12 protein-coding genes are annotated in these 12547 nt (G+C 62.2%); 8 read left to right on the top strand and 4 right to left on the bottom strand.

From position 1 onward, the window contains the following. Positions 1-34: 34 nt before the first annotated feature. The 8 genes from RIE53_13370 (at position 35) to RIE53_13335 (ending at position 7360) form a co-directional block, all read left to right on the top strand. Complete coding sequence (locus tag RIE53_13370) at positions 35-352, top strand: Fic family protein (GenBank protein MEQ9105674.1); 318 nt, start codon at positions 35-37, stop codon at positions 350-352. Between the two features lie 119 nt (positions 353-471). Continuing rightward, positions 472-948 carry a MarR family transcriptional regulator gene (locus tag RIE53_13365; GenBank protein MEQ9105673.1) on the top strand — a complete coding sequence of 159 codons (477 nt, stop codon included), beginning with the start codon at positions 472-474 and terminating at the stop codon, positions 946-948. A gap of 95 nt (positions 949-1043) precedes the next feature. Next, positions 1044-1604: a YceI family protein gene (locus RIE53_13360; GenBank protein ID MEQ9105672.1), complete on the top strand. Its 561-nt coding sequence runs from the start codon at positions 1044-1046 to the stop codon at positions 1602-1604. A 124-nt stretch (positions 1605-1728) separates the two neighbouring features. Then, positions 1729-2655: a ring-cleaving dioxygenase gene (locus RIE53_13355; protein ID MEQ9105671.1), complete on the top strand. Its 927-nt coding sequence runs from the start codon at positions 1729-1731 to the stop codon at positions 2653-2655. Beyond that, on the top strand, positions 2652-3335 hold the full coding sequence (locus RIE53_13350; protein MEQ9105670.1) for an alpha/beta fold hydrolase: 684 nt from the start codon (positions 2652-2654) through the stop codon (positions 3333-3335). Before RIE53_13355 ends, RIE53_13350 begins: the two co-directional genes overlap by 4 nt. A 14-nt stretch (positions 3336-3349) precedes the next feature. Beyond that, positions 3350-4306, top strand: coding sequence for a calcium/sodium antiporter (locus tag RIE53_13345; protein ID MEQ9105669.1), 957 nt, complete (start codon positions 3350-3352; stop codon positions 4304-4306). A 94-nt stretch (positions 4307-4400) separates the two neighbouring features. After that, positions 4401-4751: a PadR family transcriptional regulator gene (locus RIE53_13340; GenBank protein MEQ9105668.1), complete on the top strand. Its 351-nt coding sequence runs from the start codon at positions 4401-4403 to the stop codon at positions 4749-4751. Next, complete coding sequence (locus RIE53_13335; GenBank protein ID MEQ9105667.1) at positions 4748-7360, top strand: ABC transporter permease; 2613 nt, start codon at positions 4748-4750, stop codon at positions 7358-7360. Before RIE53_13340 ends, RIE53_13335 begins: the two co-directional genes overlap by 4 nt. Before the next feature lie 3 nt (positions 7361-7363). Here the strand turns inward: RIE53_13335 and RIE53_13330 are convergent, their stop codons facing one another. The 4 genes from RIE53_13330 to RIE53_13315 form a co-directional block, all read right to left on the bottom strand. Then, entirely contained in the window at positions 7364-8038 is a 675-nt protein-coding gene (locus tag RIE53_13330; protein ID MEQ9105666.1) for an OmpA family protein, read from the bottom strand. 298 nt (positions 8039-8336) lie between these two features. Then, positions 8337-10646: a hypothetical protein gene (locus RIE53_13325; protein MEQ9105665.1), complete on the bottom strand. Its 2310-nt coding sequence runs from the start codon at positions 10644-10646 to the stop codon at positions 8337-8339. Beyond that, the gene (locus RIE53_13320) at positions 10636-11454 is read right to left on the bottom strand and encodes a hypothetical protein (GenBank protein ID MEQ9105664.1); all 819 of its coding nucleotides are present in this window, start codon (positions 11452-11454) and stop codon (positions 10636-10638) included. The genes RIE53_13325 and RIE53_13320 overlap by 11 nt, the downstream gene beginning before the upstream one ends. Positions 11455-11490: 36 nt before the next feature. After that, positions 11491-12516, bottom strand: coding sequence for a hypothetical protein (locus RIE53_13315; protein ID MEQ9105663.1), 1026 nt, complete (start codon positions 12514-12516; stop codon positions 11491-11493). Positions 12517-12547 lie beyond the last annotated feature (31 nt).

Here is a 12547-nt window from a genome sequence, read left to right as displayed (position 1 = left end):
TTTTCTGTTTTACGGCGGCCGTTGCTGATACAGATTGTATTCCGGTCTGATCGACGAGGTGGGACGGTACAGGCACGGCGGAGTAGGGGTGATGGCGGGTGAGCAGGTGGTCCACATGGCCCCGCCCGCCGACCAGGTTCCGCGGCTCATGAGCGACCTGCTGGGTTGGCTGGCCGCTACCGACGCTCATCCGCTTATCGTCAGCTCGGTCTTCCACTATGAGTTCGAATTCGTCCACCCTTTTGCCGACGGTCTGATTGAGATGACCATCCCCGACAAGCCCAATAGCCGATTGCATAAATACCGCCTGACCGACAAAGGGCTCCAGTGGCAGTCGCTGCAGCGCGAGTAATTTTCATTTCACTCAACGTCCATGAAACATCGGAACCAGACAGGTGCGCCCCGGTATAAACCTTGAAATCGAGATATTTAACTTCAAGGCAATCGCCGCAAGACCGCACGAATACACTGGTGCCCAACACCCTTTCCCATACCAACCCCGACACGGCCCGGGCCCTCAAGCTCTGGGTCGTCATGAACCGGGCCTCGGCCACGGTCGCGAAGGCCCTTCGCGGCCAGGTGGAAGCGCACGGATTGGGGCTTACGGAATTCGGTGTGCTGGAAGTGCTGCTCCACAAGGGAGCCCTGCCCATCAGTGCCATCGGCGGGAATATCCTGCTCACGAGCGGAAGCATGACGTACGTCATTGACAAGCTCGAGAAACGCGGATGGATTGCCCGTCGCGCCTGCGGGGAAGACCGGCGTGTCACATACATCGACTTGACGCCGGAAGGACGCTCGGTCATTGAGCCCGTGTTCGACGAACATGCCGGGTTCTTGCAGGACCTGTTCACCGGGCTCAATGCGCAGGAACAGGAAACGGCAACGAGCCTGCTCCGCCGTCTCGGCCTGTATGTCAGGGACCGCGAATCGGTGGTCGCCGTCTGACAAAAAACCGGAAATAAGGATCGTTTCACTACGTTCCGCCCATTTGCTTGACTAATCAACTAAAACACACCAACCAACCAAAGAGAGACTCGACCATGAGTACAGCAACACAGACCGATCTTCAGACCTTCGTCATTGACGGATCCCATTCCCGTTTCGGATTCAGCGTCCGACACCTCGGGTTCAGCAAGGTGCGGGGCAGCTTCGAATCCTTTGAGGGAACCATCCGCATGGAGGGAGACGACCTTTCGACGCTCCAGGCAAGTGCCAAGGTGCAGACGGCTTCCGTCGATACGCACGAAGAGAAGCGGGATGGGCATCTTCGCTCTGAAGACTTCTTCCACGTCGAAGAACACCCGGTCATGACCTTCGAAAGCACGGATGTCCGTGATGTCAAGGGCAACCAGTTCACCCTGGTCGGTGACCTGACCATCCGTGGCGTCACCAAGCAGGTCGAATTCGACGCCGAATTCCTGGGATCCGGCAAGGACCCGTGGGGCAATCTGAAGCTCGCGTTCGAAGCAGCCACCAAGATCAACCGCAAGGACTTCGGCCTGAACTGGAACGCTGTTCTGGAAACCGGCGGCTTCCTCGTCAGTGAAGACGTGGAAATCACCCTGGAAATCCAGGCAGCCCCGGCTCAGGACGCCGCCTGATCCGGATTGCATCCTGACCGCCGATTCCGAACAATCGGGAGCCAGGTCCGCCCTGCCGGAGAGGCAGGGCGGGCCTGGTTTCGGCGTAACTATTGTGTATCAGCTCACCCCACGACGTACGAACATGAATCCCATCCAAGGCATCCACCATGTGACGGCCATCTCCGGGCCGGCCCAGCAAAGCGTTGATTTCCATGCGGGCGTACTCGGCCTGAGGCTGGTAAAGCGGACCGTGAATTTCGACGATCCGGGCACGTATCACCTCTATTTCGGGAATCGGGAGGGCAGCCCGGGCTCCATCCTGACGTTCTTCCCGTGGGCCGGTGCGCCCCGTGGACGATCCGGACGGGGACAGACCGCCGAAACATCGTTTGCCATTCCCGATCACGCAATCTCCGCGTGGCAGACCCGATTCCGGGAAAAGGGCGTCGATTACGATGAACCGACCACCCGCTTCGGCCAGCCCGTCGTGCCGTTCCGCGACCCGGACGGATTGGTATTGGCGTTGGTGGCCGTGCCGTCTTCCGATACGGACGACATCATCGGATTCCATGGTGTCGCCCTCGATTCCGTCGCACCGGACGAAACCGCCCGTGTGCTGGTCGACGTCTTCGGTTATCGCCAGGTGGGCAGCGAAAACGGACGCACACGGTTCCACGCCGCCAACAACAGCCACACCAAGACCGACGAGGGTTCCCTGGGCGCCGTCGTGGACATCGTGGGTTCTGACGTCCGTGCCACGCAAGGCGTCGGGACGGTGCACCATGTGGCCTTCCGGGCCCGCAACGACGAGGAACAACTCGAATGGCAGGACCGGATCCGAGCGGCGGGACTGCATGTGACCGACGTCAAGGACCGCAACTATTTCCGCTCCATCTACTTCCGGGAGCCCGGCGGCATACTGTTCGAGATCGCTACCGATCCGCCCGGATTCACCGCAGACGAGCCGTTGGCCTCGCTCGGCATGGATCTCAAACTTCCGGAATGGCTGGAGCCGCACCGGACGCACATCGAAGCCCAACTGCCGCCGTTGACCCTCCCTGCATCATGACAGCAACCTCGAACCATCGTTCACCCCTCACCAATGGCCCCCATCAAGGCCAGCCCGTGGCGCGGGCGGGCGTGACGCCCAAGGAGGCCGACGCCGCCGTCATCCTGGTCCACGGTCGCGGCGCATCGGCTGGCAGCATGCTGGAATTTGCCCGGGAGTTCACCGCTGATCGCATCGTCTATGTCGCTCCGCAAGCGGCGGGTCACACCTGGTATCCGCACAGTTTCCTGGCGCCCATCGAACAGAATGAGCCCGGGTTGTCGTCCGGTCTTGCGGTCATCGGCCATATCGTCGAAGCGCTCGAACAGGACGGTATCCCGACCGAACAGATCATTCTGCTCGGGTTTTCGCAGGGGGCGTGTCTGGCCGGTGAATTCGCGGCCCGGAATGCCCGCCGCTACGGCGGCGTGGTCATGCTGAGCGGCGGCCTCATCGGGCAGGGCGGTGAGGCTCCATTCGAATACGCCCCTACATCCGGCCAACCGCTGGACGGCACCCCCGTTTTCCTGGGCTGTTCCGACATCGATGCCCATATTCCGCTCGAGCGGGTGCAGGCATCGACGCAGGTGTTCAACGCGCTCGGCGCCGACGTCACGGAACGGATCTATCCCGGCATGGGACACACCGTCAACATGGACGAGATCGCGTTCGTCCGTACCTTGCTGGGCTCCCTCCAATAGACAGCCCCTGGTCCATGACTCTTTTCCTGGCGGTGACCGCCGTGCTCGTCGGCCTCGCCGTACTCATCTGGAGCGCCGACAAGTTCGTGGACGGCGCGAGTGACGTGGCGCGGCATTTCCACGTATCGCCCCTCGTCATCGGCATGATCATCATCGGATTCGGCACGTCCGCACCCGAGATGGTCGTGTCCCTGTTCGCATCCATTGACGGCAACCCCGGGATCGCGCTGGGTAACGCCTATGGGTCAAATATTGCGAATCTGGGCCTGATCCTCGGTATCACCGCGCTCCTGAGTCCCATCGCCGTGCAATCCAGGATCGTTCGGCAGGAATTGCCCATCCTCACCGCCGTGACGCTCGTCGCGGCGTGGATTGTGTGGGATGCGACGATTACGCGTGTGGATGCGCTCCTGCTGCTGGCGCTGTTCGGGGCACTGCTCGCGTGGAGCTTCCGCAAGTCGGCCGAGACCACCGATGCGCTCCAGGAGGAAATGGACGTTCATGCCGACGTCGGCGTTCGGACCGCCACCATCCAGTTGGTGGTGGGCCTGCTGCTGCTCATTGTCTCCTCCCGGGCCCTGGTCTGGGGATCGGTTGAGATCGCCGGTTGGTTCGGCGTGAGTGATCTGGTCATCGGACTCACGGTCGTGGCTATCGGCACGTCGCTGCCTGAGCTGGCATCCAGTGTGGCGGCGGCCCGGAAGGGCAAACACGACATGGCCATCGGGAATGTCATCGGATCCAACCTGTTCAACACGCTGGTGGTGGTCGGACTGGCTGGCCTGGTGGCTCCGTTTGACGTTCCGGACGGGGTCTTGACGCGCGACGTGGCTGTCATGGGCGCCATGACGGTCGGAGTCATGATTTTCGGCGCGGGCCTGCGCCGCCCCGGACGGATAAACCGTTGGGAAGGGGCGACGCTGGTCGCGACGTGGATCGTGTATTCGGTCTACCTGGTCTTTACGGCCTGATTACGCCCTATTTTTGGCGGGTTACACCAAGAAGCAGAAAGGGGCTGTAACCTTTCTTATCATTTTGCATATACAGGATCGTTTCCATGAATTCATGAGGCGACCTGTGCGTGGATCGAGACTGGGTGAGTTCGAAGAGCTGGTGCTCATGGCCGTTGCGGCCCTGGATGGCCAGGGCTATGGTCTGACGGTCCAACAGCTGCTGGCGGACGAAGTCGGCAGGAGTGTGTCCTTGGGGGCCATCCACGCCACGCTGTACCGGTTGGAAGACAAGGGATTCCTGGAGTCGGGCATGCAAGGGGCCACCGAGGAGCGGGGCGGGCGCCGAAAGCGCATGTTCAGGGTGACCGGTGCGGCCTTGGAGGCCTTGCGGGAAGCGCAGGAGGCGCGGAATTCGTTGCTGGCCCGCATGCCGGACGGATTGCGTCCCGGAGTGTCATCATGACGCGCAGAACGCATCCGCCGGACTCGGCCATCCGGTTCCTGGACTGGTATTGCCGGGGAGACGTGTACGAGGAGATCCGCGGGGATCTTGACGAATCGTTTGTCCAGAATATCCAGCGTATGGGCGTGTTCAGGGCGCGGTGCATCTACTGGAAAGAAGTCCTTCTATTCATGCGGGCGCATTCGCTGCGGGCGCGGCGCCGTCAACCCATGGAGCGAACAGCCATGATCCTGAACCATCTTGTCACCTCTGGACGGTCCATCCGACGCGAGAAGGGCATTTCCGCCTTGAATCTGTCGGGCCTTGCCGTCGGAATGGCGGTAGCACTGTTGCTCGCCCTGTATGTACAGGATGAACTGGCGTACGATCAATACCATGAGGACAGCCATCGGATATTCCGGGTCAATGGCGAATACGACGCCGATGGGTTCCATGGCATTGCCAAGATCAACGGCCCGTGGGGCATCCGTGGTGCCCAGGAGGTTCCGGCCGTCGAGGCTGTCGCACGGTTTTCCCCATTCGGCTCCACGTTTGCCGAGGTCGACGGGGAACGACTGCCCATCGTCGGGACGCTGTTCGCGGACTCAACGGTTTTCGATGTGTTCACCTGGCCCTTCCTTGCCGGCGACGAGCGGACCGCGTTGCGGGCCCCCGGCAGCGTGGTCCTTACACGGAGCCTGGCCGAGCAGCTGTTCGGTGGTCCGGATGTCATGGGTCGGGAAGTCGTGCTCGGCGGTGGTGACCTGTACCGGGTGACGGGTGTCATGGAGGACGTTCCGAGGACGTCGCATTTCAGGTTTCCCATGCTGGTTTCCATGGCCAGCTACACGGACGAGCGGCACGATGACTGGTGGCGGTGGAATCAGTACTACACGTATGTGAAACTTGCGCCCGGCGCGGATCCGGCGGTGACGGGTGCGGCCATGTCGGACGTCGTCGCGGCCAATATCCCGGCGGAAGCGACTATTGACGGCGCCGGTGTCTGGCTTCAGCCGCTGACGGACATCTGGCTGCGGAGCAATCAGTTCCGGGAAATGTATCCGACGGGCGACGCGAAACGGGTCTGGACGCTGGGGCTCCTGGGCCTGCTCGTGCTTGTCGTGGCGGCACTCAATTTCGTGAATCTGGTCACGGCGCGGGCCTCCCAGCGATCGCACGAAGTCGGGGTGCGCAAGAGCCTCGGGGCCGATTCGTGGGGCGTGATATCCCGCTTCCTGACGGAGTCCATGGTGTTGGCCGTTCTCGGCGGCATGTTGGCCATCGGACTGGCGTTGGCTGTCGTCCCCGAGTTCAACGCGTTGACCGGGAAGGCTTTCATGTGGCAGGACTTCCTGGGAGGTCAGGCGCTGGGTTGGCTGGCATTGTTCATTCTGGGGATCGGGTTGGTGGCCGGATGGTACCCGGCGCTCGTCCAATCCCGGTTCACGCCCGGTGTGGCCATGCGCGGCGACGGTCCAAAGGGCGGGTCAAGGGGCGGATCCAACCGGCTCCGACACATCCTGGTCGTGTTCCAATTTGCGGTATCGGCTGCACTTCTCATGTTGGCGGGTATCGTAGACGATCAAATGCAGTATGTGGAGGAGGTCCCGCTGGGCTTTGAGCAAGACAACCGGGTTGCCATCCCTTTGCAGGATGCATCCATGCAGTCCCGGCTGGAAGACATCCGACGGGCCATTCTGGATGTACCGGGTGTTTCGGGCGTGACGATGTCAGGCAACCGTCCAGGCGGCAGCGATTGGGGCATTCCGGCAGAAGTGCCGGGCGTTCCCGCTGAGCAAATGCCCTCCATCCGCATGCTGGTGGGAGACTGGGACTTCCCGGTCGTATACGGCCTTGAATTGAGAGAGGGTCGATTTTTCGACCGGGCGTTCGGGACCGACCGGGCGTCCGCAGTCCTTGTGAACGAGGAATTCGTGCGCCAGATGGATTGGGATGAGCCGATTGGCAAAGCAGTATTGATGCCGGCGGTCGGTCGATCCCTGGAGGTCGTCGGTGTCGTGAAGGATTTCCATTTCCGTTCCTTGCACGAGCGGATTTCACCGGTCATGCTGTTCATGGCGCCGGACGCCTGGTACTCCCAGATGACCGTGGCGCTGACCGGGAATGCATCGCAGGGTACGATCGATGCACTGGCAGAGGTGTACGTCCGCTTCGACCCGGTAAATCCGTTCCGTTCGGTTTTCCTGGACGAGCAATTCGATGCGCTCTACGTGGCCGAGCGACGCGCCGCAACATTGGTCACGTACGGAACGTGGCTGGCCCTGCTTGTGGCCTGCCTGGGTCTGATTGGCCTGGCGTTGTTCGCGGCCCAGCGCCGCCGGCGGGAAATCGGAATCCGCAAGGTAGTGGGCGCGTCGGAGTGGAACTTGGTCATGCTCCTGAGCCGCAGCATGGCCGGACTCGTGCTCCTGGCACTCGGATTGGCGCTGCCCGTTGCCTGGTGGCTCGGGGCGCGCTGGCTGGACGGGTTCGCCTATGCGACCCACGTCCAGCCAACCACCCTGATGGCAGGAGGCCTGCTGGTATTCGGTCTGGCCATCGGTACGACGGCCGTCCTGTCCTGGCGTGCGAGCCGGATGGATCCGGTGGTCACCCTGCGGACGGAATAGAGATCAGTTGCCCGACTCTGCCTCCAGGGATTCGCGGTATTCTTCGGTAGCGGTAATGGCTACTTCGACACGGCGATTCTGGCGACGGCCTTCCGTTGTGGAGTTGTCTGCAATCGGAGTGGTTTCACCCAGGCCGGAAATGGCCAACCGGGTCGTGGCAATGCCCTGCTGGGCAAGGTAGGCCGCGGCCGATCCGGCACGACGCTCGGACAGGGCCTGGTTGTAGGATTCGGCACCCGTATTGTCCGTATGACCGACAATCAGGATATTGGTGTTCGGGTACTCCTGCAGGCTGTTCGCCAGGTTGTCCAGGTTGGCCTTGGATGCTTCGGACAGTTCCGAGGAGTCAACCGCAAACAGGATGGCGGCATCGAACGTGATCTGGATGCCTTCACCTACCCGTTCCACCCGCGCGTTTTCCAGTTCTTCTTCCAACTCGCGGGCCTGTTTGTCCATCTCGTTGCCGATGATGGCCCCGGCCGATCCACCCACGGCAGCACCGATGATGGCACCCTTGGCGGTCTCACCGGAGGCCTTGCCGATGGCCCCGCCAATGATGGCGCCGGCGCCGGCTCCTATGCCCGCGCCTTTGAGGGCCTTGCTGGCGTTGCATCCCATGAGTGTGAGCGAAAAGACGGCAATGAGCAGAAGGCCGTTGCGGGCGGTGAAACAGGACATTAAGGTCGAGGTGGGCTTGGTCTTCATGTAGGTCCGGGTGGGCATCGTGGATGCCTTGATGTTTGGGATTATTGGACTTATACGCACAGGGTTCCCAAACGGTTCGGCGCCTTCAAGGGTCAGGTCGAGACAGCCCAATACGATCCAGCAGGCCCCAAAACGACTGTGGGCGGGGGGCTCGCGCCCCCCGCCCACAGCAGGCATCGTCATGATAGCAGCAAGCACTCAACGAACAACGATGCTGATGAACGGTATTCCTGGCATCCTGTAACGCTTGCTGAATATGTAACCTGCCAGGTTACATTTTACTCCGCGGGCTGACCGGGTGCGGCACCCATCCTTGGGATGTCCACCGCTCCAGTCCGGTCACGAATGTGGCCATGAACGTGCTGTCGAGCGGGGGCGGTTCGAGGCCCATCGTATTCAACCGATCCCAGATTCCATCATAGGAATCGGTGGTGCCCATGCCGAAGCCGCGTAGATCCGAGTCCAAGTAAAGGTATATGGAAGCATTCAGGAGCGTGTTATCCACGCGACGCAGCATGGCTTCCCAGGTGGTGAACTGGATGAGGCGGTCCTGCAGCATCGGCCGGATTTCGTTGACAACGGGGAACGGAGGCGGTGCAAGACGCCCGACTCCGGTGCGGGGCAACCGCAGATACAACCGCTCATGCCCGGTCGGACCGGGGCCAGGTTGATACACCCCTTGGCTGGGGCCGAATCCACCGAATCGTTCCGGATCCAGGACGACGATCACGGCCTGGTCGAATGCATTGTTGGTCCCCCCAAGGACAATCTCAGCCCGACCGTCGTCATCCAGATCCAACGCCATCATCGCCCTGAAGACGCCCGAGTGATGATAGACATCCAGTATGGCTCCGCTCATCGCATCCAGTTTCATGACCACGGTCGGGTAGAAATCGTGGATGGCCGCCACATAGATTTCCGACGTACCGTTCTGGTCGTAATCACCGGCAATCACCATCCAGGGCGACATCCGGCCGTGGACAACGGACAGATCCCGGTCGTACGGCAACTCCATGTCAAAGATGTCGAGGGTGCGCACCCGATGCGTCCGTCCGTCGGCGATATGGAGGAGACCGGTGTCACCGTCCAGCAGTTGGCGACTGTCCAGGGCGACAAGGTCTTTGAAGCCGTCTCCGTTGAGGTCCGACAGAACGGCCGGACGAAACCCCTGGGATCCTGTTTGGAGGGCAATTATGGTTTCCCGGCTCGCGGAGAGTCGGAACAGCTCCTGCCCGTCCGAATTGAGCACCACATAGGACGTCTCGTCCCAGGACCAGGTATGGGGATAGGGATCAATCCAGGTCTCGCGCCAGATCATGGCGGAGATGCCGAGGATCACGCCGGCGAAGACAGCGGCAACCAGCCACTTCCGCATCCAGAACTGCCGGAGCACATGGTTCACCAGCCCGCGTTTTTCCGAGTGTACAATCCGGCGGTCCGCCGCCGCCTCGTGGACGGACTGGATCCCCCGGACTTCCAACTGCCGCTCAGGATACCGTTGCCGGAGAATGGCCAGTGCGGTTTCGGCTTCGTCCAGGTGGACGCGTGGCAGAACGAACAGGTTGGCACCCGAAAAGAAGGCAGCCGCTGTTTTCGCCCGGATGCTGCCGGGATCAACGGGAAGGACGTACCCATCGTCGTCCACGGCCCCGGTAAGTACACAATCCGGGCGGACGGACCATTCCCGGCGACGCCCGGAGAATTGGACGACCGCGCAGAAATAAAGCAGGGCCATGGCCAGGCCGGCCGATTCGCCGGAGTGGACCGCGCCGCCTCCGTCCAGCGAGAACGTACCCTGGAAGGTTCGCCGCAGCAGTGCGGGTTCATGATCACGCAGCAAGGTCCTGCCCGCGCTGAGGGGGGTGCGGGTCGCGGCCCCCGGATCGCCGTCGAGGTTGAAGATGGTATCGAAGGAGTCCCCGTTGGTCGACCGCCCGGCTATGGTGCACGTCAGGGTACGGGTGTATCCGGCCGTCAACACCCGCCGGGTCGATGCATGGTGGACGGTCGGAACGACCGGGAAGATGGCGGAATTCCGGCGTTCGCGCCGCCTGCGGTCTGCATTGTTCATGCACGCCGTATACATGGATTCCCAAGCCGGTCGGTGCGTACGGATGTCCTGCAGGACGGATTTCTCCAGCCCACCGCGGGATGGTGTGTCGGCGCCAGGCGACCGGTGTTGGAGCAGGCGGTGGGCATGCACCTGGCTGCCCAGGCGAACATATTGGAACGTGGCCATGGCCAGGAGCGCATCGGACGAACGCCGCAAATCCGGCAGGATACGGGCGCACCCTTCCAGCGCGGCGAGGCGGGCAACGACGTTGCCACCTTCCTCCAGGATCATCGGATCGACTCCGTCGAGATCCGGGATGTCTCCGTGGGTGGGGAGGAGGTCGAGCACGTCATCCGCGAACGATGCGGCGGCCTGGAACGGGTCCAGTCGTCCGAGGTCATCCGTAAGAAACAGGAGTACGCCCACGAGCCGGTGCGTCAGATGCTCCGTGTGGCTGTGTCGCACCCGCAACCCGTCCAGCGCATCCTCTACATCCAGCGCGGAGAGATGATGCCGGTCACCGGGCATACGCCCTGATGACGCACGGAACGCCGGGATCGCATGGAACCGGCTCATTGTCCACAAGGACCGTGGCGTCGCCTCCCGAGCATGTGGCCGTCAGGTGATAGGGCCCGTCTGTGGAAATGGCGGGTATCAGGTCCTTCCCGCGCACGGAAAACGTGGCCATGACCTCTCCGGAATCCGGATGATGGATGGTGAAATCCTCTGGACGACCTTCAAAGGCGAGGGCGGCCACGGGCAGCAACAGGTCCACATTCTGGTCGGCCAAGGACGAAGGCGGTCGGACCCACGACGCCGGAAAGGAAAAAGCCCCGTTGGCGTCCGGACAAATGGGTTGTGCATGGCCCTCGAGCACCACGACCGAGGTGGTCACGTCGACACCGGACGTCGAAAGGGCGTAGCCCCGGACCAGGTCGGCTTCGTCGTCGAGCAGGAAACGGACCAGGATGCCCTCTTCCCGATTGAGCATGGACCCCAGCGAACGGAATCGGGTGCTGCGGGAGGCGGTCGCGGCGGCCATGTTGGTCCGCAGGGCGGTTCGGGTTTTCACGTCCCGGTCCACTTCGCGCTTCATCCGGAGCGGAATCCGGCGCGGTGGCGTGTAGAGCGATTCCGCGAACGTCCGGACATGGGTCGGCATGTCCTCCGGATTCCATTCCGATGCGTGGTCCAGCATTTCCGCCCGGAGGGCCGACAGGAACTCCCACAGGTCGCGCGCCACGGGATCCGTCGCCACCAACTGCTCGGCGTGCCGCAGCTCTGGCTCGGGGAGCGCAGAGGGGGTCCATACCAAGGCTTCGATGACGTCGATCACGGGCGTGAAATAAAAGGCTGACTTTATATGTATATCCTACCGACGCGTGGGGGTTGCCGATTTCAGGAGGGATTTCTCCAATTCGTCCCGGACCAACTGGAAAAGGTACTCGAAGATGCTGCGATAGTGTTGACGATAGTGTTCTTCCGACAGGTCCGGGATGAGTTCCTGGAGTGCGAGCATGTTGGACGTAACGTGACCGAAACCGATCTCGGCGTGGGACACCATCCGGATTTCGACGGCTTGACACATCAGGTCGTACTCCTGTCCCGTGAGCCGTTCCCGCTCCACGTAGAAGGCGTACCTGGATTTCCGGACCCGAGCAACGGCACGTCGGAGGGTGGCCGGCAGGTCGGGACTCGTCTCGCGCGTGGAGGAGGGGGCTTCGCCATGCAGCCGGACGGTCGTGGAGCGCAGCAGGAGCGCCAGCGTGGTCAATTCGAAATGGGGCGCGTGGTCGGTCTGGGCCGTGAGCACGCTCTTCACCTCCATCAGGACCCGGCTCAAATCGACCCCGTCCTTCATGGCACGCCGGAGGTACGGGTCCATGTATTCGGGCAGCAGGACCGGGAGATGCAACCGCTCGGGTGGCGCGTCCTTGATCTGGATTCGGAGTCGACCACCGTACCGGACGAGTTCCAGGTCTTCCTCGAGGGTCCGGGCAATCCGTTTCAGGTTGCGGACAATCCTGGACAGCGATCCGTCCGCGTCCTTGTACCGTGCGAACAGTCCGTCGGAAACGGTGCCCAAAACCAGGCGCTTCCAGGCCCGGTCCACCGCTGCCTGGGACTCCCAATGGGCAGGGTCGGAGAAGTAATCGCGGATCCGCACGAACTGTCCCAGTTCGTTGGTTTCGAACAGATCGGCAATCAGGTCCAGCGGCAGGTCCCGGTCAGGGCGGCACACCAGGACGTGCGCAATGACCGAGTGGCTGCGCGCCGTTCTCAGGTACGCCCGGGCCAGCCGGTAGGCATGATCCACGCCGGCCTGGATGGCAGCGCGGGTCGGTTGGGGCGCGGTCAGGCCCTCAACCAGGCTGCGTATGTGCTCATGGGAAGCCATGCGCGCCAACTTACGAAATTTCCGTGAACGC

The organism is Rhodothermales bacterium (assembly GCA_040221055.1).
GTDB lineage: Bacteria > Bacteroidota > Rhodothermia > Rhodothermales > UBA10348 > 1-14-0-65-60-17.
This window is presented reverse-complemented; position numbering and strand designations above follow the sequence as displayed.

Excerpts from the sequence above, each read along its gene's own strand:
- RIE53_13340 (MEQ9105668.1), top strand. The coding sequence starts at position 4,401 with ATGAGGCGACCTGTGCGTGGATCGAGACTGGGTGAGTTCGAAGAGCTG.
- RIE53_13335 (MEQ9105667.1), top strand. The coding sequence starts at position 4,748 with ATGACGCGCAGAACGCATCCGCCGGACTCGGCCATCCGGTTCCTGGAC.
- RIE53_13345 (MEQ9105669.1), top strand. The coding sequence starts at position 3,350 with ATGACTCTTTTCCTGGCGGTGACCGCCGTGCTCGTCGGCCTCGCCGTA.
- RIE53_13315 (MEQ9105663.1), bottom strand. The coding sequence starts at position 12,516 with ATGGCTTCCCATGAGCACATACGCAGCCTGGTTGAGGGCCTGACCGCG.
- RIE53_13325 (MEQ9105665.1), bottom strand. The coding sequence starts at position 10,646 with ATGCCCGGTGACCGGCATCATCTCTCCGCGCTGGATGTAGAGGATGCG.
- RIE53_13350 (MEQ9105670.1), top strand. The coding sequence starts at position 2,652 with ATGACAGCAACCTCGAACCATCGTTCACCCCTCACCAATGGCCCCCAT.
- RIE53_13360 (MEQ9105672.1), top strand. The coding sequence starts at position 1,044 with ATGAGTACAGCAACACAGACCGATCTTCAGACCTTCGTCATTGACGGA.
- RIE53_13330 (MEQ9105666.1), bottom strand. The coding sequence starts at position 8,038 with ATGTCCTGTTTCACCGCCCGCAACGGCCTTCTGCTCATTGCCGTCTTT.
- RIE53_13355 (MEQ9105671.1), top strand. The coding sequence starts at position 1,729 with ATGAATCCCATCCAAGGCATCCACCATGTGACGGCCATCTCCGGGCCG.